Below are 20,161 nucleotides of genomic sequence, written 5' to 3' on the forward strand. Positions count from 1 at the left end.
GTAATCTAATTAAATAATAGAATACCCCGTAATTAACGGCGTATTCTATTATTCTTAAAGATGATTTAAATACGAATCTACGACTTATTAGATAGTGTTAAATAATTTAATTGAGGAATATACGCCCGAATCCGTAACCCACCCCGCTCACTGGTGCCGATATCCAACGAGCCGGCGTGGGCATCAATAATCCGCTGCACAATCGCCAGCCCCAGCCCAGTCCCGCTAGTGCTACGGGCGCTATCGCCACGGACAAAAGGCTGGAACAGATGCTTTAACTCTTCTGGCTTGATGCCAGGGCCATCATCTTCTACCTGGAACCACGCCCGCTGAAGCTCGGTGCCACTGCTCACTTTGATCCAGCCATTGCCGTAGCGAGCCGCATTCACCACCATATTTGCCAAGGCGCGTTTGATGGATAACGGATGGATATCCACCAGCACTTCGCCTGCGCAGAGATCCGTTTCAATGACCCGCTCATAACCACTTTCCGCCGCAATCACTTCACCCAAAACTGAATTAAGATCGCTCGGTTCTGTCGGCATCTCCTGTCCGGTGCGCAGATAATCAATGAATTGCTCAATAATAGCGTTGCACTCTTCAATGTCTTTATTGATCGACTCAGAGAGGTAGCCGTCGGCTTCACTCATCATTTCCGTCGCCAAACGAATGCGGGTCAATGGGGTACGCAGATCATGGCTAACCCCGGCCATTAGCAAGGTTCGATCATCTGCCAACAACTTGACGCCAGCGGCCATCTGGTTAAATGCCCGGGTGACCGAGCGCACCTCCGAGGCACCATACTCTCGCAGTGGCGGCGGAATAATCCCCTTCCCGACCTGTAAAGCAGCATGTTCCAGCTCCACCAAGGGCCGATTCTGAATACGGATAAACAACCAGGCGCCGCCAACAGCTAGCAACATAATGGCGAGGGTATAACGGAACAGTGGCGAGAAGTCGCCCTGATGGATCTCGGTTAAGGGCACCCTCACCCAGATATCTGGCGACAACCAGGTTTTCAGCCAGACAACTGGCGAGTTTTTGTTAACTTCGACGCGAACATCGGTTGGCCCCCCAATTGCTGGGCCATTTGATCACTGAGAAATTTGTAGTGCTGCGCCCAACGTAGGCCACTCTCCTCTGCCGCGGCATTGGTATAAAGCGAAATCCCCAATTCACGGTAAATCTCACGCCGGAACGCCGGCGGGACTTCAAGTAGCGTGCCATCTTCCAGTTGCAGCCGATCAGTCATCAGCATACGAACTTCGTAGGCCAACACTTTATTGAACTGCTGCAAACTGGGCAAAATAGCGAAATTCAGCACCACCAAATAGGTAGTGACCAAGCTGACAAACAGCAAGGTCACAATCAGTAATAGGGTGCGGGCAAATGAGCTACGGGGAGAAAAGCGCCAACGCCTCATGCTTTACTGCCGTCCGGCACGAATACGTAACCCAAGCCCCATACGGTTTGGATATAACGCGGGTGCGCCGGATCCTCTTCCACCATGCGGCGCAAGCGCGAAATCTGCACGTCGATGGAACGTTCCATCGCGCTGTATTCACGGCCACGGGCCAAATTCATCAGTTTATCGCGGGATAACGGTTCGCGAGGATGACTCACCAAAGCTTTCAGCACCGCGAATTCACCGCTGGTCAGTGGCATAGGCTCATCTTCACGAAACATCTCGCGGGTGCCCAAATTCAGTTTGAACTTACCAAATGCAATAATGGCTTCTTCTTGCGATGGTGCGCCCGGTAATTCATTAGCCTGACGTCGTAATACTGCGCGGATACGTGCCAGCAGCTCGCGTGGGTTGAACGGCTTCGGAATATAGTCGTCCGCACCAATCTCCAGCCCAACGATACGGTCAACCTCTTCACCTTTCGCCGTCACCATAATGATTGGCATCGGGTTGCTTTGGCTCCGCAGACGGCGACAGATAGAGAGGCCATCTTCGCCTGGCAGCATTAGATCAAGTACCATTAGGTGGAAAGACTCACGGGTCAGCAAGCGATCCATCTGTTCAGCATTGGCGACACTGCGCACCTGGAAACCTTGCTCTGTTAGGTAACGTTCCAACAGCGCACGCAGGCGCATATCGTCATCAACGACCAGAATCTTGTGATTCTCTTGCATTTTATTACTCCCAAAGGCCGTATTGCCCGAATCTGCACATTGTTAGAAATACTTACTCTAAGAGACAGCTATTTATGGTATAAATTCTAGTCGAAATTGTTACAAAGCTTATTGTTGTGCCTAATTATCAACACTTTCGTCGAATGGGCGATAGCGAATCTCTAAAATCCAGTAGGTCGCCTCACCATTGGGTGTCTGAACCGTCACCTCATCATCCACCTGTTTGCCAATCAGAGCGCGGGCCACTGGTGAGTCGATAGAAATCCATTTTTTCGCGGGATCGAACTCATCCGGCCCGACCAAACGGAAGATACGCTGCTCTTCGGCTTCATTCTCTACCCGTACCCAAGCGCCAAAAAAGACTTTGCCCTCCTGACGCGGGTCCGGATCGACCACTTTCAGCACCTCCAGGCGCTTGGTAAGAAAGCGCACCCGGCGATCAATCTCCCGCAGCCGCTTCTTACCATAAATATATTCGGCATTTTCCGAGCGGTCACCCATCGCCGCCGCTTCAGATACCGCCTGCGTGACCACCGGACGCTCTTCTCGCCACAGATAATGCAGCTCACGATCCAGCGCCTGCCAGCCCTCACGGGTAATATAGTTGCTTTTAGCCATAAAATTATCCAATCAATCTCGGTTGGGTTCCCTACCACCGCAATATAGCGCAACTTTCTGCCAATAAGTTGATTTCATTACTCTCCAGTGAGTTGCCCCCGCTATCAACCCATACCGCTTCACGAGCAGAGATTCTGTTGATGATTGCCGACCTTGGTGAATGGCATTGTGGTGGCCAGCTTAAGTTGACCACCTCACATAGTATGCTGGGGATAGCTCTCCTGCTACAAAGTGGTGAGATACAACAATACTTTCTCTGGCTCGCAGGTCTCACCGCAGCACTGGCAATTTTTTGCCGCAATCCGTATAACTATCCCTGTGATTTTTCCCCTACTCCTCTATCAGAATCGATATTAGACTTATGAATGAACAACTGAGCCGCATTATTGCAAGCGAAATACAGGCCCGACCGGAGCAAGTTAGCTCCGCCATCAGCCTGTTAGATGAAGGTAATACCGTGCCCTTTATTGCGCGGTATCGTAAGGAAGTTACCGGCGGGTTGGATGATACCCAGTTGCGCCAGTTGGAAAGCCGTTTGGGTTATCTACGTGAACTCGAAGATCGCCGCCAAACCATTCTTAAATCCATTGACGATCAGGGCAAGCTCACCGAACAGCTCGCCGGGGCCATCAACGGCACCATGAGTAAAACCGAGCTGGAAGACCTTTATCTTCCTTATAAGCCGAAACGTCGCACCCGTGGGCAGATTGCCATTGAGGCGGGTCTGGAACCCCTGGCGGACAGCTTATGGAGCGACCCGCAGCAAGAGCCAGAACAGGTGGCGCTGGCTTATGTCGATGCTGATAAAGGCGTCGCGGACACCAAAGCCGCACTGGATGGCGCGCGCTATATCCTAATGGAGCGCTTTGCTGAAGACGCCACTTTGCTGGCGAAAGTGCGCCAATATTTGTGGAAAAACGCGCATCTGGTGGCGAAAGTGGTAGAGGGTAAGGAGCAGGAGGGCGCTAAATTCCGCGACTACTTTGATCACCATGAGCCTATCTCCCAAGTACCTTCTCACCGCGCATTGGCAATGTTCCGTGGCCGTAATGAGGGCGTGTTGCAGTTAGCATTGAACCCTGATCCGCAGTTTGACGAACCCCCACGCGAGAGTCAGGGCGAGCAGATCATCATCAATCATCTGGATCTGCGGTTAAATAGCGCCCCCGCCGACACCTGGCGCAAAGCAGTGGTTAACTGGACATGGCGCATCAAGGTGCTGATGCATCTGGAAACCGAGTTGATGAGCACCCTGCGCGAGCGGGCCGAAGACGAAGCCATCAACGTGTTTGCCCGTAACATGCAAGATCTACTGATGGCCGCACCGGCTGGGATGCGCGCCACCATGGGCCTCGATCCGGGGTTGCGTACTGGGGTGAAAGTGGCCGTGGTGGACGCCACCGGCAAGCTGGTCGCCTACGATACCATCTACCCTCACACCGGGCAGGCCGCCAAAGCCGCCGCCACTGTGGCCGCCCTGTGCATGAAGCATCAGGTTGAACTGGTGGCTATCGGCAACGGCACAGCATCGCGGGAAACCGAGCGCTTCTTTACTGAGCTGCAACAGCAGTATCCGGCGGTCACCGCGCAAAAAGTGATTGTCAGCGAAGCGGGTGCCTCGGTTTACTCCGCCTCTGAATTAGCGGCGCTGGAGTTCCCGGATCTGGACGTCTCCATCCGTGGCGCTGTTTCGATTGCCCGCCGGTTACAAGATCCACTGGCTGAACTGGTCAAAATTGATCCGAAATCCATCGGGGTCGGTCAGTATCAGCACGATGTCAGCCAAAGCCAACTGGCGAAAAAGCTGGACGTGGTGGTGGAGGACTGCGTAAACGCCGTGGGGGTGGACTTAAATACCGCGTCGGTGCCATTACTGACCCGCGTTGCCGGCCTGACCCGCATGATGGCGCAAAATATCGTTAACTGGCGTGATGAGAATGGCCGCTTCCATAACCGTGAGCAATTACTAAAAGTCAGCCGCCTTGGGCCAAAAGCCTTCGAGCAGTGTGCCGGCTTCCTACGTATCAATCACGGCGATAACCCGCTGGACGCATCCACTGTGCATCCGGAAGCTTACCCAGTGGTTGAGCGCATTTTGGCCGCCACCGAGCAAGCCTTGCAGGATTTAATGGGGAATGCCGCCGCACTGCGCAATCTCAACGCCCGTGATTTCACCACCGAACGTTTTGGTGTCCCGACGGTCACCGATATCCTGCGCGAGCTGGAAAAACCGGGCCGTGACCCGCGCCCGGAATTTAAAACGGCGACCTTTGCCGAAGGCGTGGAAACGATGAATGATCTGACTCCCGGGATGATCCTCGAAGGCTCGGTCACTAACGTGACCAATTTTGGTGCCTTTGTGGATATCGGTGTTCATCAGGATGGTTTGGTGCATATCTCGTCACTGGCAGATAAGTTTGTCGATGATCCGCATAAAGTGGTGAAAGCGGGTGATATCGTCAAAGTGAAAGTGATGGAAGTGGATTTGCAGCGTAAACGTATTGCCCTGACCATGCGTCTTGATGAGCAGCCGGGTGAGAGTGGTTCGCGCCGTGGTAATAGTGGTGAAAGCCGCGCCACCACCAATAGTGATAACCGTGGTGCCAGCCGCCCACGGAGTAGTAATGAACCCAATAATCGCCCACCAGCTAAAGGGCGCGCCGAGAGTAGCTCAAGCGGCAACAGCGCGATGAGCGATGCACTGGCGGCGGCATTTAAAAAACGCTGATTTGTCTACTCAGGGTCACATGGGTGGCCCTCAGACTACTGACAAACTCTGATGACTTGATCGATAACGGTGAGGATAGGCAGAAGAGTAAAGCGTCCGCGCCAGGGAGGGCGCGGCTCGAGCCTCCAGGGAGGGATTTACGGCGTCTTTACGATCTGCCTGTTCTCTCCGCTCAGGCGGCTTTGTTAATGACCTCAGGGTCACATCGGTGGCCCTTTCTCTCACTCCCGATGGGTGCCCACTCGGTGGTAGCCGCCTATTCTCATATTATTTTCTTCTATAACACCGTGGACTTATCTTTTAAATTAATTAGCAGGCCATTCATCTTGCTACATGTTACCTGCTTGAATCACCAATTAACCGAACTTATTTAACAACCCACTTAACATGACACTTAATTCCATCCGGTATTACCCTCAAATTATCAATAATTACCATGGCATTCTGTAGGTTAATTAAAATGAAAATATTATTCAGTTAAAAATAGAGCGGACTAATTATGTTACGCAGCGGTAGCGCCAGTGCGGGAGAGAACATTTAGTTAACTGATTTAACTCATCATTCGCATTTGCGATCACGGCGGTTTGATGGTAAAACAGGCACAAATAGAAATCAGACTAATTAATTCTAAAAATAGAATCGTAACGAATATTTACTTTTGATTATTTGCTGTTAGTTGAATATGAAAACGATTATTACTATCATTATTCTATCAATTAGTTTTTAGATCACCATTACTCTGAACTCTGGTAAGCCAATAACGATATATCAAGAGGCTCCTATGCATCTTATTCCGCAGCGTTCCTACAAAATAGTCGGCTTCTCACCTGAAATCAGCCCGGCTTACCGGCAGAAATTGTTATCACTGGGTATGTTACCCGGCTCCTCATTTAATGTTGTTCGTCTCGCGCCCTTAGGTGACCCCATCCAGATAGAGACCCGTCGGGTCAGTCTGGTGGTCCGCAAAAAAGATTTAGACCTGCTAACACTGGATCTACAACCCTAGAGCTCAGGTCACCTGCTTATTTTTCTGCCTTGTGGCGGGTGAAAATGCCTTGCTGCCGCTCAATTTAAATTTACTGATACACGTTGGATCATGAAAGCACTCACAATCGGCCTGATCGGCAATCCCAATGCGGGTAAAACCACCCTTTTCAACCAGTTAACCGGCGCCCGTCAACGGGTAGGTAACTGGGCCGGGGTCACTGTCGAGCGCAAAGAGGGCCACTTCACCACCCCGCAACATCAGGTGACCTTGGTTGACCTGCCGGGGACTTACTCTCTGACGACCATCTCCGAGCAAACCTCGCTGGATGAGCAAATTGCCTGCCACTACATCCTGAGCGGCGAAGCTGACCTGCTGATTAATGTGATTGACGCGGCGAATCTGGAGCGCAATCTCTATCTCACACTGCAATTGGTCGAGTTGGGTATCCCCTGCATTGTGGCACTCAATATGCTGGATATTGCCAAAAGCCAGCATATCGAGATTGATATCAATGCGTTATCGCAGCAATTAGGCTGCCCAGTCATTCCACTGGTATCCACCCGTGGGCATGGCATCAATGAATTAAAAAGTAGTATTGATGAGTTTCAGCCCGCCACCTTCAAGGCACTGGTTAACTATCCAGCCGTGCTACTCAATGAGGTGGATAAGCTGGTACAGGCCATGCCTGAATCCTGGCCCGAGCAGCAGCGCCGCTGGCTCGCGCTGCAAATATTGGAAGGTGATATCTACAGTTTAGCCCGCGCGAATATTGCCCCCTCGATGGTTGAGCAGGCGCGTAATAATCTGCGAGAGCAGCAGCACGAAGACCCGGAATTGGTGATTGCCGATGCCCGCTATCAAAGCATTGCCCGCATCTGCGATATGGTCGGCAACTCGCAACAGGCGGAACCCAATCGCCTGACGCAAGCGCTGGATAAGGTGATCCTTAACCGCTGGTTAGGTGTCCCGATATTTCTGTTTGTGATGTATCTAATGTTCGTATTGGCCATCAATATCGGTGGCGCATTGCAGCCAATATTTGATATCGGCTCGGCGGCTATCTTTATTCAGGGGCTGCAATGGGTCGGTTATACTCTGCATTTCCCGCAGTGGCTCACTATCTTCCTCGCCCAAGGCGTGGGGGGTGGGATTAATACCGTGCTGCCGTTAGTACCGCAAATTGGCATGATGTATCTGTTTCTCTCCTTTTTGGAAGACTCCGGCTATATGGCCCGCGCCGCCTTTGTGATGGACCGCTTAATGCAAGCGCTGGGATTACCGGGTAAATCCTTCGTGCCACTGATTGTCGGCTTCGGCTGCAACGTGCCCTCCATTATGGGCGCACGCACACTGGATGCACAACGTGAGCGCCTGATTACCATCATGATGGCACCCTTTATGTCCTGTGGGGCGCGGCTGGCGATTTTTGCCGTCTTCGCTGCCGCCTTCTTCGGGCAGGAGGGGGCTAGCATTGTCTTCTCTCTCTACCTGTTGGGTATCGCGGTCGCCATTCTCACCGGGCTGGTGCTGAAATACACCATTATGCGCGGTGAAGCTTCCCCCTTTGTCATGGAGCTGCCGGTTTACCATGTCCCGCATCTGAAAAGCTTGTTATTGCAAACCTGGCAGCGGCTGAAAGGTTTTGTCCTGCGGGCGGGGAAAGTCATTGTTATCGCCAGTATCTTCATTGGCGGCCTGAATAGCTTCTCCTTCAGCGGCAAAGCGGTGGATAGCATCAATGACTCGGCGCTGGCCTCGGTCAGTAAAGTGCTAACGCCCTTGCTCACGCCAATGGGGGTGCATAGTGATAACTGGCAAGCCACCGTCGGGCTAGTGACAGGTGCGATGGCCAAAGAGGTGGTGGTGGGGACACTCAATACCCTCTACACCGCTGAGCAGATCAAGAATCAGCCTTTTGACGCAGAGAACTTCAACCTGCTGGCTGCACTGGGTGGCGCAGCGCAAACCACCTGGCAGGGGTTAAAAGATACCTTTAGTCTCAGTGTGTTATCTAACCCGATTGAAGCCAGCAAAGGTGATGGCGAAATGGCGGCCGGTTCAATGGGCATGATGAGCAGCAAATTTGGCTCCAGTATTGCCGCCTATAGCTACCTGATATTTGTGCTGCTGTATGTGCCTTGTGTCTCGGTGATGGGAGCGATTGCGCGTGAAACCAGCCGTGGCTGGATGACCTTCTCGATTCTGTGGGGGCTGAATGTGGCTTACTCACTGGCAACCCTGTTCTATCAGGCAGCCACTTTCCGCGAACATCCACAGCAGAGCCTAACTATCATTACATTAGTGATTGTGGTTAATGCGCTGATTCTATTTGGCTTACGGCGGGCGCGCAGTCGAGTCACCATGAGATTACAGAGCAGCACCCCGGCCAGTTGTTGCCAAAGCTCAGGCAGTGACTGCCATTAACCGATGATCACCATTAACGGCTATTTGGCCTAAAAGAGGAGGTGCTATGGCAAGCTTACTGCAACTACGCGATGCAATCGCCCTCAGTGGCAGCGCGGACGCCCATCAGCTCAGCCAACAATTGGCAGCGCCGTTACCGCTGGTTGAGGCGATGCTGGAGAGATTGACGGCGATGGGCAAAATTGAACGTATTGAGCAAGATAATAGCGGGTGTCTGACCGGCAGTTGCAAAAGTTGCCCTGAGGGGCAGAATCAATGTCATACCGTGATTTATCAGTTAAAAGATCAGCATTAATCTTGGGAAAAGATGCCCAGACGGGCATCTCAGCCAACTGACAAACCCCGATGATGCGACCTTGAACAGTGAGCCAAGATACTACTCGCCGTTTTAGCACTGATGTTGTTGTGCGAACTCCAAAATTAAATTTGAAAAATCATCAGGATGAGAGACAAATGGCGCATGTGCGGCCCCTTTCATCACCACAGATTGCGTGCGCGGCCATGCGCTATCTAACAACAACGCCACTTTGCGCGGCACCAGCCCATCCAGATAACCATAAATACGCAAAAATGGCAGACTGCACGCGCTCAGCGCTTCCCGCAAATCAGTGGTGCGCAAAATTTCCAACCCGCCGGTCAGCACCTCCACCTCCGGCATCTGGTGTTGCAGCACCACCGCTTTCAATAAGCGGGCATCCTGCCGCGCACTTTCCGTTCCCAAAGTCTGCAACGCCAAAAAGCGCTCAACCGTGCGCTGAAAATCCTCGCTAAGTTGCTGCTCGAAGCCAGCCAACACTTCTGGCCTGATACCCGGCCATTCATTATCGGCGGTAAAACAGGGTGAGGAAGAGACCGTGATCAGCCCACCAACGCGCTCTGGATGGCTCAACGCTATCTGGCTGGCAACCAGCCCGCCCATTGACCAACCCAGCCACAAGGCCTGTTGTGGCGCTTGCTGTAAAACAGTAGCGGCCATCTCAGGCAATGACATCGCCCCAAACTCTTTGCTGCGCCCATAACCGGGAAGGTCCACTAAGTGCAGTCGAAAATGCGGGGAGAGTCGATCAATGATGCAATGCCACACTCCCGCGTTCAGCCCCCATCCGTGCAACAGCACAAGATCGCGATCGCCTTCACCGCAGATGTTCCAATAAAGTTGTTTCATACGCTAATATCCTATCGCCTCAATCCTGTCAGGCATCTTGCCTGATTCAATGACTTAACGAAAATAGAGCAATGCCCCGGCCGAAGACTATCCCCAAGGTCATTGATGTTACAGGTAGGCAGCAAGTGAACACATCCCGATGAGCTTACATCAGTAAGTGATTCGGATAAGTGAGTGTAGCTAACACCCCTGCAGCTTCAAGGCCGAAGACTATCCCCAAGGTCATTGATGTTGCAGGTAGGCAGCAAGTGAACGCATCCCGATGAGCTTACATCAGTAAGTGATTCGGGTAAGTGAGTGTAGCTAACACCCCTGCAGCTTCAAGGCCGAACACTATCCCCAAGGTCATTGATGTTGCAGGTAGGCAGCAAGTGAACGCATCCCGATGAGCTTACATCAGTAAGTGATTCGGGTGAGTGAGTGTAACTAACACCCCTGCAGCTTCAAGGCCGAAGACTATCCCCAAGGTCATTGATGTTGCAGGTAGGCAGCAAGTGAACGCATCCCGATGAGCTTACATCAGTAAGTGATTCGGGTGAGTGAGTGTAGCTAACACCCCTGCAGCTTCAAGGACGAAGGGGATAAGGAGATGGATATGCTAACAATCATTAGCCAATGCTGGCTATGCCAACAACGATTATACCATCCATGGCACGGCATCTGCTGCTACTGCCGTCGCCATCTGCCCAAGTTACCACCCTGTTGCCCACGTTGTGGTTTGCCCTGCACCAACACTGAGCTCCCCTGTGGCCGCTGCCTGCGCGCACCACCAGAGTGGGGGAGCCTCACTTTTGTCAGTGATTATGCCCCGCCGTTGAATGGGCTGATAAAAAAACTCAAATTTAATGGCGCCACACAACTGGCCCCAGCATTAGCGCGCCTACTACTACTACACTGGCTCGATGCGTGGCGTCAGGGCAAGGTTATCAAACCAGAAAGAGTGATCAGTGTACCGCTACACCGCTGGCGTCATTGGCGGCGTGGCTATAACCAAACGGACCTGTTAGCCCAGCCATTAGCCCGCTGGCTTAACTGCCACTACAGTAATATGACCTTACAGCGCATTCGTGCCACGTCACCCCAGCGGCAACTCAACGCCACAGCGCGGCGTGAAAATATACGGGGAATATTTCGCTGTATGGAGCCTATTCGTGGTCAACATATTGCCCTGCTGGATGATGTAGTGACGACAGGCAGTACGCTGAATGAGATTGCCAAGCTATTATGGGCGGAGGGGATTGCCTCATTGCAGGTTTGGTGTATTTGCCGAACCTTGTAGTCACCCTAACAATGGGCGTATTATAGCCGACAAGAGTAGTCAACTATTGAGCAGATGCCATGATCACAATAACAGACGCAGCACAATCTCATTTTGCCAAACTGTTGGCAAATCAAGAAGAAGGCACCCAAATCCGTGTATTTGTTATCAACCCCGGTACGCCAACCGCTGAGTGCGGTGTCTCCTACTGCCCACCGGATGCGGTTGAAGCAACAGATACTGAACTGAAATTCGAGCAGATATCAGCCTATGTTGATGAACTGAGCAAACCCTATCTGGAAGACGCGGAAATCGACTTCGTCACCGACCAGCTAGGTTCACAGCTCACACTGAAAGCCCCAAATGCCAAAATGCGCAAAGTGGATGACACTGCGCCGCTGATGGAACGGGTCGAGTATGTCCTACAATCGCAGATTAACCCGCAACTGGCCGGTCATGGTGGTCGAGTCACCTTGATGGAAATCACGCCAGATGCATTGGCTATCCTGCAATTTGGCGGCGGCTGTAACGGGTGTTCTATGGTCGATGTCACCCTGAAAGAGGGTATCGAGAAAGAACTGTTGCAGAAATTCCCAGAATTGAAGGGCGTGAGGGATTTGACCGAGCATCAGCGCGGCGAGCACTCTTACTACTAATTATCCTGCGTCCTTGGCGCTACAGCGGTGTTAGCTTCGCTCTCTCACCCGAATCACTGACTCAAGTCAGCTCATCGGGATTTGTTCGCTTGCTGCCTTGCTGTAACACCAATGACTTTGGCTAATATTAGACGGTTAACAGGCCTTATCCTGCGCCCTTGCCGCTACAGCGGTGTTAGCTTCGCTCTCTCACCCGAATCACTGACTCAAGTCAGCTCATCGGGATTTGTTCGCTTGCTGCCTTGCTGTAACACCAATGACTTTGGCTAATATTAGACGGTTAACAGACCTTATCCTGCGCCCTTGCCGCTACAGCGGTGTTAGCTTCGCTCGAATGCATGCACTTGAAGCATGTGACGAGTTTATCTTCTGACGTTGAGCGCAATCAGAAATATTGCCGACAAAGACGATGGCCCGACAAGGCTAGCGGCGGCTGGAGGGAATGGCGCAGCCACAATATTTCGCGCAAGGCGCGGGATTGTTAAGGGTGTGCGCCCATACACCCTTAATCGGTTGAGGCATCAAGGGTTCGGTGGACGATAATCTCATGTCAACCGAACCCATCACCTAATCATCCTTTTTGCGACCTAAAAAATCACCCCGCAGAAACACTCTTACGGCGCTTATCCAAATCCTTCAATAGGCGATTCACCTGGCTGTCAGCAAACATCTCTTCCAGCGTAACCGTCAACTTGCGCCGCCAGTTTGGATACTCATCGCTAGTGCCGGGAATGTTGACCGGTGTCGCCATATCCAGCCAATCTTCTGGCTGCAAGCCCAATAACGCGCTGGCACTATCAGCAACATAGCGCTGCAACCCACGATTGAGTACCGGGCTCATCGCCAGTAACGAAGCTTTATGACCCACCTTCTTAGGCACGCAATCATAATGATGCAGCCCTTCCAACAACCCTTGCTTGGCACGCTCCCTATCGAGATAGAGCTGCTTCAATATCTGTTGGTCCGGATATAACCCCAGCTTATTGCCCAGTGTCAGATCATCTGCTTGCCAATAGCCTCGCAGTGTCGGCAGGTCATGAGTGGTAATGGTCGCCATCGCCTGAACCGGATAAGACTGCGGTGCACGGAAAGTATTCTCGCTGTCATGCTCAAAATAGAGCACCTTATAGGAGTACACGCCGCTATCACGCAACTTACCGATAATCTCAACCGGCACTGTGCCCAAATCCTCGCCAATCACCATACAGTGATGACGCTGACTCTCCAGCGCCAATATCGCCAGCAGATCATCGACCGGGTATTTAACGTATGCCCCTTGATCCGCCGTGTGACCGTAAGGGATCCACCACAAACGCAATAGCGCCATCACATGGTCAATACGCAGCGCGCCACAACTGGTCATATTGGCGCGCAGCAGGTCAATAAACGGCTGATAGGCGCGAGCCACCATCACGTGCGGGTCCATCGGCGGCAAGCCCCAGTTCTGACCGAGCGGCCCTAAAATATCAGGCGGTGCGCCCACCGAGGCTTTCAGGCAATATAACTCGCGATCACACCAAGTTTCAGCCCCACCTTCAGCCACACCCACCGCTAAATCACGGTACAGACCCAGCGGCATTTTACGCGCCTGGCTGTCACGGAAGCAGTCATCAAACTGGCTGGCGGCTAGCCACTGTAGCCACAGATAGAAGTTCACGTCATCCGCGTGCTTACGGCAAAAATCAGCCACGGCGGGGCTATGCCCATCACGATATTCGGCAGGCCACACCGGCCAGCCCCACATCATGGGGTCATTTTCACTCAAATGGGCATGAAGGGCATCAAAGGTAGCCTGTTGATGCAGGCTAGCACCACCCTGCTCAACAAACTGATGGAATGCCTGCACCCGCGTATCTTTTGCTTTCCGCGCGGTAAACAGTGGAAACGCCAAACGCAAAGCGGTCAGTTTAAGCTGCATCGCCTGCGGATAATCAACCCATTCACTGGCGCGAATCTCAGCCAAAGTGCGTTGCGTCTCGGGCTGACGCCACCAAATTTGTGCCGCTTCGCTGTGCTTAAATTCATCCACGCTGTTGACGTCGATATAAATCACATTCAGCCAGCGTCTGGATGAGGGGCTGTAAGGGCTGACACTTTGTGGATTCGCCGGATAGAGCGCATGAATCGGATTTAAGCCAATAAAAGCGCCGCCCCGCTCCCCAACTTGCCCTAACATCTGGGCTAAATCGCCAAAGTCGCCGATACCCCAATTGCGCTCAGAGCGCAGGGTATAGAGCTGCACACAAGCTCCCCACAGTTTTTTCCCGGCCAGTAATGCATCCGGTTCATAGCAGCGCTTCGGCGCGACGATAACCGAGCACTGCCACTGCTGTAAACCTTGCTCCAGCATCAACCGGTGATAACCCTGTGGTAGGGCCGTGGGCAGGGTCAGTGTTTTATTCGCACTGATACGCCCTTGATATAAATCACCTTTCTCTGTCTGCAACTGCCAATGATAATCGCCTGACCCCGCCATTGGCAGCTGCATCGGGCTACCAAAAATAAATACTTTTACCACCGGTAATGGTGCTTTTTCTGTCTGGGTAACATGGGATACATTCATACGCCCCATGGCCGCCAACAACTGCTGCTTGGTTTCCGGCAAAGTGGCTTGCGGCTTACCATGAGCATTAATATAGCTGGCGGCGATCCCTGCCAGTGTCGCTGCTTGATCGAGCGATTTACGATCCATGCAGTCTTCTCCTTAACGTTTGGCTTGCCAGATCCGCGATTGGTAATCGCGAATTGAACGGTCAGAACTGAACATCCCCACCCGCGAAGTGTTAAGAATGGTACGGCGGGTCCATTCATCCTTATCGCGGTACAGGGCATCAATTTGCTGCTGTGCCTGACAATATGAGGCAAAGTCAGCCAGCACCAGATAAGGGTCACCCCCTTCCAGCAGGCTGTGTAGCATCATGTCAAAGGCGTGTTTATCACCCTGGCTGAATGCCCCACTGGCCAGTTCATCCAGAATACTTTTCAGGTGTGCATCGGTTTTCAGGTATTTTTGTGGCTGATAGCCTTTCGCCAAAATGGCTTTTACCTGCTCCACGGTGTTACCGAAAATAAAGATATTTTCGTCGCCCACCTGTTCGGCAATTTCGACGTTAGCACCATCGAGCGTGCCTACCGTCAAGGCACCATTCAGCGCCAATTTCATGTTGCCGGTGCCGGAGGCTTCCTTACCCGCAGTTGAAATCTGCTCAGATACATCCGCCGCTGGAATCATCAATTCCGCGACTGATACACGATAATCGGGGATAAACACCACTTTTAGGCGATCTTTGACGATCGGATCGTTATTGATCTTATCGGCGGCCTGATTTATCGCATAAATGATATTTTTGGCCAAATAGTAACCGGGCGCAGCTTTGGCCCCAAACAGAAACACGCGCGGCGCAATATCCAAATTCGGGTTATCGCGAATCTGGCGATACAGAGAGAGAATATGCAACAGATTCAAATGCTGGCGCTTATATTCATGCAGCCGCTTAATCTGTACATCAAAGATGGCGTCTGGGTTGATGGTCAGCCCCATCACGCGCTTAACATATTCAGCTAGTTTAACTTTGTTGTCATATTTGATCTGCTGATAGCGTTCACAAAAAGCTTTATCGTCGGCATAAGACTCAAGACCGGCTAATGCATCCAGATTATTTGCCCACTCCACTTTCAGCGTTTCATCAATCAGGCCAGACAGCGCCGGATTACACTGCTTCAACCAACGGCGCGGCGTAATACCATTAGTCACATTGTGGAATTTATTTGGCCATAATTCATAGTATTCAGGGAACAAATCTTTGATAACCAGATCTGAGTGCAATTGCGCGACACCATTGACAGCGAAGCCACTGACGACACACAGATTGGCCATGCGCACCTGCTTATTATGATGCACCGCCAGTTTGGCCCAAATCTCATCATTGCCCGGCCACTGCTTATCAACCAGCTTTTTAAACTGCGCATTGATCTGCTTGATGATGACAAAATGGCGCGGCAACAAGCTGCGAACCAACTTTTCATCCCAGCACTCAAGGGCTTCTGGCATCAAGGTGTGGTTGGTGTAGGCAAAGGTTTTGCTGGTAATCGCCCAGGCAGCATCCCAGCTTAGCTGATGCTCATCGAGCAGTACGCGCAGCATTTCAGGAATAGCGATCGTCGGGTGAGTATCATTGAGCTGAATGACTTCATAATCCGGCAGTTCAGCCAATTTACGGCCCGCCAGATGGTGCTTGCGCAGGATATCGGCCACCGAACAGGCGCACTGGAAGTATTGTTGCATCAGTCGCAAGCGCTTGCCGGCCAGGTGGTTATCATTGGGATACAGCACCTTGGTCAGCTTTTCAGCTTCAACGCCATTTTGTTCTGCCAGCAAAAACTTGCCGTCGTTAAAATTAGTTAAATCAAATGGATGCTGATGAGTCGCCTGCCATAAGCGCAGTGGCTGGGTGACACCATTGCGATAGCCCAACACCGGTAAATCCCAGGCCTCGCCGCGCAAAGTCAACGCCGGACGCCATAACTGACGGCCATCCGCCTGTTTTTCCAGCTTGCCGCCAAAACCAACATCCACCGCCAGTGCGGCATTGTGGCGGAACCACGGATAGCTCTCGCGCTGCCAATTATCTGGCGCTTCCTGCTGCTTACATTCACTGAAAGACTGACGGAACAGGCCATATTGATAATTCAGGCCATAGCCGGTGGCAGGTTGTTCAACCGTCGCCATCGAATCAAGGAAACAGGCCGCTAAACGCCCCAGTCCACCATTGCCCAGTGCCGGGTCGGTTTCCTGCTCCAGCAGATCACTCAAGTTAATCTGCTGTTCAGCCAACACGGCTTCCACCTGGTCGTACCAACCCAAGTTAATCAGGTTATTTGCCGTCAAACGACCAATTAAAAACTCCATCGAAATGTAGTTAACATGGCGCTGTACTTTTTTGGCTTTCACTGGCGCAGGTTGGGCAGATAACTGTTCGGCTAACGCCGCACTGACCGCTTCCCACCATTGGTGTTGGGTCATTTGCTGAGCGGAGGTTAAGCCAAAGCGCTGCCACTGGCGGGTCAGTGCAGCCAGGAAATCATCCTTTTTAAGCATAGGCTGTGACATAGGGAGGTCTCTATCCTGTGGGTTGGGTAATTTTACCCTTATCCTGCCAAGGAGAAGCGGCAAGGGCATCATCCTGCCGGAGGATTAGCTGGGGATGAGTCGCAGGGCGTAGCTAAAATTGTGATCCGGTGCAACTTACAGCCATAGGAAACATTAACTCTATTGCAATACGATGGCTGTTATCAGACCTTAGCAGTGCTGATTAATTACGAGGCTAAAAATAATTACTCTTATGAATGCCTGTAACAACTCATTACAAATGGACATATCAATCACCAGGACGTCTTCTCACCGGATCTCTTTAAAACCGGATACAGTATGCTGATCCCATCAAAACTGAGCCGCCCGGTACGGCTACAAAATACCGTGATACGTGACCGCCTATTGGTTAAGTTATCAGGTGTGGCGAACTATCGCCTGACCTTAATAAATTGCCCGGCGGGGTACGGTAAAACCACGCTAATTGCTCAATGGGCAGCTGACCAATCCTGTCTCGGTTGGTACTCTCTGGATGAAAGTGACAATCAGCCGGAACGCTTCGCCACCTATCTTGTCGCCGCAGTGCAGCTAGCGACTGGCGGCCATTGCAGCAAAAGTGAAGCCCTCAGCCAGAAGCATCAATATGCCAGCCTCTCCGCACTATTTGCTCAATTATTCATCGAATTATCCGATTGGGATGGCCCACTTTATCTGGTCATCGATGACTATCATCTGATCACTAATGACGCCATTCATGAGGCCATGCGCTTCTTCTTGCGCCATCAGCCAGAAAATCTGACATTGATTTTACTCTCCCGCACCTTGCCGCCACTGGGTATTGCTAACCTGCGGGTGCGCGATCAACTGCTGGAGTTGGGGATGCAGCAGCTCGCGTTTAATCATCAGGAAGCACAGCAATTTTTCGATTGCCGCCTGTCCACGCCACTGGAGCAGGGTGATAGCAGCCGCCTGTGTGATGAAGTTGAAGGTTGGGCCACGGCGCTGCAACTGATTGCGCTATCATCACGTCAACCCAACTCCTCGGCGCAAAAATCGGCCAAGCGCCTCGCGGGGCTGAATGCCAGCCATCTGTCAGACTATCTGGTCGATGAAGTACTGGATCAGGTTGATAGCAATGCCCGTGCTTTCCTGCTGCGGTGCTCGGTATTACGCTCCATGAATGATGCCCTGATTGTGCGCCTGACCGGAGAAGACAATGGTCAGCAGCGGCTGGAAGAGCTAGAGCGTCAGGGATTATTCATTCATCGCATGGATGACAGCGGCGAATGGTTCTGCTTCCACCCCCTATTTGCCACCTTCCTGCGTCAGCGCTGTCAATGGGAATTGGCGCTAGAGCTGCCGGAGCTACATCACGCGGCAGCGGAGGGGTGGATGGCGCTGGGCTACCCCGCAGAGGCGATTCACCACGCGCTGGCGGCCGGTGATGTCGGCATGTTACGCGATATTTTGCTGCAACACGCCTGGACCTTATTTAACCACAGTGAGCTGGCGCTACTGGAGCAGTGTCTGGTCGCCCTGCCTTACTCGTTATTGGTACAAAATCCAGAACTGGCGCTGCTGCAAGCCTGGCTGGCCCAGAGCCAGCACCGCTACGGCGAGGTCAATACTCTGCTTGAGCGCGCAGAGGCGGCAATGCAGGAGCGTAAAATTCCGATTGATGAAATTTTACGTGCTGAATTTGATGCGCTGCGTGCTCAGGTGGCAATCAATGCCGGTAAACCGGACGAAGCCGAAAAACTGGCTACCGAGGCCCTGAAATATCTGCCGATGGCGAATTTTTACAGCCGGATCGTCGCCACCTCCGTCACCGGAGAGGTGCATCACTGCAAGGGGGAGCTGAGCCGTGCACTGCCGATGATGCAGCAAACCGAGCAGATGGCGCGCCGCCATGAGGCTTATCACTACGCTCTATGGGCGCTGCTGCAACAGAGCGAAATTCTGATTGCTCAGGGCTTCCTACAGGCGGCCTATGAGACTCAGGATAAAGCCTTTGAGCTGATTCATGAGCAGCATCTTGAGCAACTGCCGATGCATGAATTCCTGCTGCGTATTCGCTCTCAGGTATTGTGGTCATGGTCACGGCTGGATGAGGCAGAGGAGGCTGCGCGTAAAGGCATCGAAATCCTGGTGAACTACCAGCCACAACAGCAGCTGCAGTGTTTGGCGATGCTGGCGAAGTGTTCATTGGCTCGTGGGGATCTGGATAACGCCAATATGTATATCCAGCGCTGCGAGGCGTTGCAACATGGCAGCCAGTATCATCTCGACTGGGTAACCAATGCCGATAAACCACGAGTGATCCACTGGCAGATGACCGGAGATAAAGTCGCGGCAGCGAATTGGCTGCGTCAGGCGGAAAAACCGGGCATGGCCGATAACCACTTTTTACAGGGTCAATGGCGCAATATTGCCCGAATTCAGATTATGTTGGGGCGCTTTAATGAAGCTGAAGTGGTGTTGGACGAGCTAAATGAGAATGCTCGCCGCCTGCGCCTAACCAGCGATCTCAACCGTAATTTATTGTTAAGCAACACCTTATACTGGCAAACCGAACGTAAAGGTGAAGCACAGAAAGCGCTGATTGAATCACTGTCGCTGGCCAATCGCACTGGCTTTATCAGCCATTTTGTGATTGAAGGTGAAGCCATGGCACAACAGCTGCGCCAACTGATTCAGCTTAATGCCCTGCCCGAATTAGAACAGTTCCGCGCCCAACGAATTCTGAAAGACCTTAACCAGCACCATCGACATAAGTTCGCCCATTTTGATGAGATCTTCGTCGATAAGTTGCTTACTCACCCGCAAGTACCGGAATTGATTCGTACCAGCCCGCTGACCCAACGTGAATGGCAGGTGTTGGGGCTGATCTATTCTGGCTACAGTAATGACCAAATAGCCGGTGAGCTGGAGGTGGCGGCCACCACCATTAAAACCCATATCCGTAATTTGTATCAAAAGCTGGGTGTCGCCCACCGACAGGAAGCAGTACAGCAAGCGCAGCGGTTATTACAGATGATGGGGTATATTTAAGCCGCAGGGCGAATATGCCCTGCTATTTCATTATTTCGGTATAGT

Annotated in this window: 12 protein-coding genes and 1 pseudogene; 7 read left to right on the forward strand and 6 right to left on the reverse strand. The window is 52.1% G+C overall.

The annotated features are described in order from the left end of the window. Positions 1–77 precede the first annotated feature (77 nt). The 3 genes and pseudogenes from envZ to greB all read right to left on the reverse strand — a co-directional run bounded on the left by envZ (position 78) and on the right by greB (position 2,757). Positions 78–1,423: pseudogene (gene envZ, locus HRK25_RS05355) on the reverse strand (two-component system sensor histidine kinase EnvZ). Next, entirely contained in the window at positions 1,420–2,139 is a 720-nt protein-coding gene (ompR, locus tag HRK25_RS05360) for an osmolarity response regulator transcription factor OmpR (RefSeq protein WP_004393220.1), read from the reverse strand. Before ompR ends, envZ begins: the two are co-directional and overlap by 4 nt. A 120-nt stretch (positions 2,140–2,259) precedes the next feature. After that, positions 2,260–2,757, reverse strand: a complete 498-nt coding sequence (gene greB / locus HRK25_RS05365) for a transcription elongation factor GreB (protein WP_005271660.1) — start codon at positions 2,755–2,757, stop codon at positions 2,260–2,262. Positions 2,758–3,118: 361 nt separating this feature from the next. Here greB and HRK25_RS05370 point away from each other — a divergent pair, with 361 nt between their 5' ends. The 4 genes from HRK25_RS05370 to HRK25_RS05385 all read left to right on the forward strand — a co-directional run bounded on the left by HRK25_RS05370 (position 3,119) and on the right by HRK25_RS05385 (position 9,192). After that, complete coding sequence (locus HRK25_RS05370; protein ID WP_005271657.1) at positions 3,119–5,485, forward strand: Tex family protein; 2,367 nt, start codon at positions 3,119–3,121, stop codon at positions 5,483–5,485. A gap of 781 nt (positions 5,486–6,266) precedes the next feature. Next, entirely contained in the window at positions 6,267–6,491 is a 225-nt protein-coding gene (gene feoA / locus HRK25_RS05375) for a ferrous iron transporter A (protein ID WP_004702177.1), read from the forward strand. A gap of 90 nt (positions 6,492–6,581) precedes the next feature. Further along, complete coding sequence (gene feoB, locus HRK25_RS05380) at positions 6,582–8,897, forward strand: Fe(2+) transporter permease subunit FeoB (RefSeq protein WP_005271653.1); 2,316 nt, start codon at positions 6,582–6,584, stop codon at positions 8,895–8,897. A 46-nt stretch (positions 8,898–8,943) separates the two neighbouring features. Next, positions 8,944–9,192 carry a FeoC-like transcriptional regulator gene (locus HRK25_RS05385; RefSeq protein ID WP_005271652.1) on the forward strand — a complete coding sequence of 83 codons (249 nt, stop codon included), beginning with the start codon at positions 8,944–8,946 and terminating at the stop codon, positions 9,190–9,192. A 93-nt stretch (positions 9,193–9,285) separates the two neighbouring features. Here the strand turns inward: HRK25_RS05385 and bioH are convergent, their stop codons facing one another. After that, the gene (gene bioH / locus HRK25_RS05390) at positions 9,286–10,062 is read right to left on the reverse strand and encodes a pimeloyl-ACP methyl ester esterase BioH (RefSeq protein WP_032896744.1); all 777 of its coding nucleotides are present in this window, start codon (positions 10,060–10,062) and stop codon (positions 9,286–9,288) included. Between the two features lie 595 nt (positions 10,063–10,657). Between bioH and gntX the strand changes: the two genes are divergently transcribed. Next, entirely contained in the window at positions 10,658–11,341 is a 684-nt protein-coding gene (gntX, locus tag HRK25_RS05395; RefSeq protein ID WP_049601219.1) for a DNA utilization protein GntX, read from the forward strand. Positions 11,342–11,400: 59 nt separating this feature from the next. Then, positions 11,401–11,976 carry a Fe-S biogenesis protein NfuA gene (gene nfuA / locus HRK25_RS05400; RefSeq protein WP_004875174.1) on the forward strand — a complete coding sequence of 192 codons (576 nt, stop codon included), beginning with the start codon at positions 11,401–11,403 and terminating at the stop codon, positions 11,974–11,976. A gap of 595 nt (positions 11,977–12,571) precedes the next feature. Here nfuA and malQ read toward each other — a convergent pair. Then, complete coding sequence (gene malQ / locus HRK25_RS05405; RefSeq protein ID WP_005279421.1) at positions 12,572–14,668, reverse strand: 4-alpha-glucanotransferase; 2,097 nt, start codon at positions 14,666–14,668, stop codon at positions 12,572–12,574. Positions 14,669–14,680: 12 nt separating this feature from the next. Next, positions 14,681–17,086: a maltodextrin phosphorylase gene (malP, locus tag HRK25_RS05410; protein WP_032899050.1), complete on the reverse strand. Its 2,406-nt coding sequence runs from the start codon at positions 17,084–17,086 to the stop codon at positions 14,681–14,683. 318 nt (positions 17,087–17,404) lie between these two features. Here malP and malT point away from each other — a divergent pair, with 318 nt between their 5' ends. Beyond that, positions 17,405–20,116, forward strand: coding sequence for an HTH-type transcriptional regulator MalT (gene malT / locus HRK25_RS05415; RefSeq protein WP_005279425.1), 2,712 nt, complete (start codon positions 17,405–17,407; stop codon positions 20,114–20,116). Positions 20,117–20,161: the final 45 nt, after the last annotated feature.

Source organism: Yersinia bercovieri ATCC 43970 (assembly GCF_013282745.1).
Taxonomy (GTDB): Bacteria; Pseudomonadota; Gammaproteobacteria; order Enterobacterales; family Enterobacteriaceae; genus Yersinia; species Yersinia bercovieri.

Coding starts and splice junctions, on each gene's coding strand:
- ompR (WP_004393220.1), bottom strand. CDS start 2,139: ATGCAAGAGAATCACAAGATTCTGGTCGTTGATGACGATATGCGCCTG.
- greB (WP_005271660.1), bottom strand. CDS start 2,757: ATGGCTAAAAGCAACTATATTACCCGTGAGGGCTGGCAGGCGCTGGAT.
- HRK25_RS05370 (WP_005271657.1), top strand. CDS start 3,119: ATGAATGAACAACTGAGCCGCATTATTGCAAGCGAAATACAGGCCCGA.
- feoA (WP_004702177.1), top strand. CDS start 6,267: ATGCATCTTATTCCGCAGCGTTCCTACAAAATAGTCGGCTTCTCACCT.
- feoB (WP_005271653.1), top strand. CDS start 6,582: ATGAAAGCACTCACAATCGGCCTGATCGGCAATCCCAATGCGGGTAAA.
- HRK25_RS05385 (WP_005271652.1), top strand. CDS start 8,944: ATGGCAAGCTTACTGCAACTACGCGATGCAATCGCCCTCAGTGGCAGC.
- bioH (WP_032896744.1), bottom strand. CDS start 10,062: ATGAAACAACTTTATTGGAACATCTGCGGTGAAGGCGATCGCGATCTT.
- gntX (WP_049601219.1), top strand. CDS start 10,658: ATGCTAACAATCATTAGCCAATGCTGGCTATGCCAACAACGATTATAC.
- nfuA (WP_004875174.1), top strand. CDS start 11,401: ATGATCACAATAACAGACGCAGCACAATCTCATTTTGCCAAACTGTTG.
- malQ (WP_005279421.1), bottom strand. CDS start 14,668: ATGGATCGTAAATCGCTCGATCAAGCAGCGACACTGGCAGGGATCGCC.
- malP (WP_032899050.1), bottom strand. CDS start 17,086: ATGTCACAGCCTATGCTTAAAAAGGATGATTTCCTGGCTGCACTGACC.
- malT (WP_005279425.1), top strand. CDS start 17,405: ATGCTGATCCCATCAAAACTGAGCCGCCCGGTACGGCTACAAAATACC.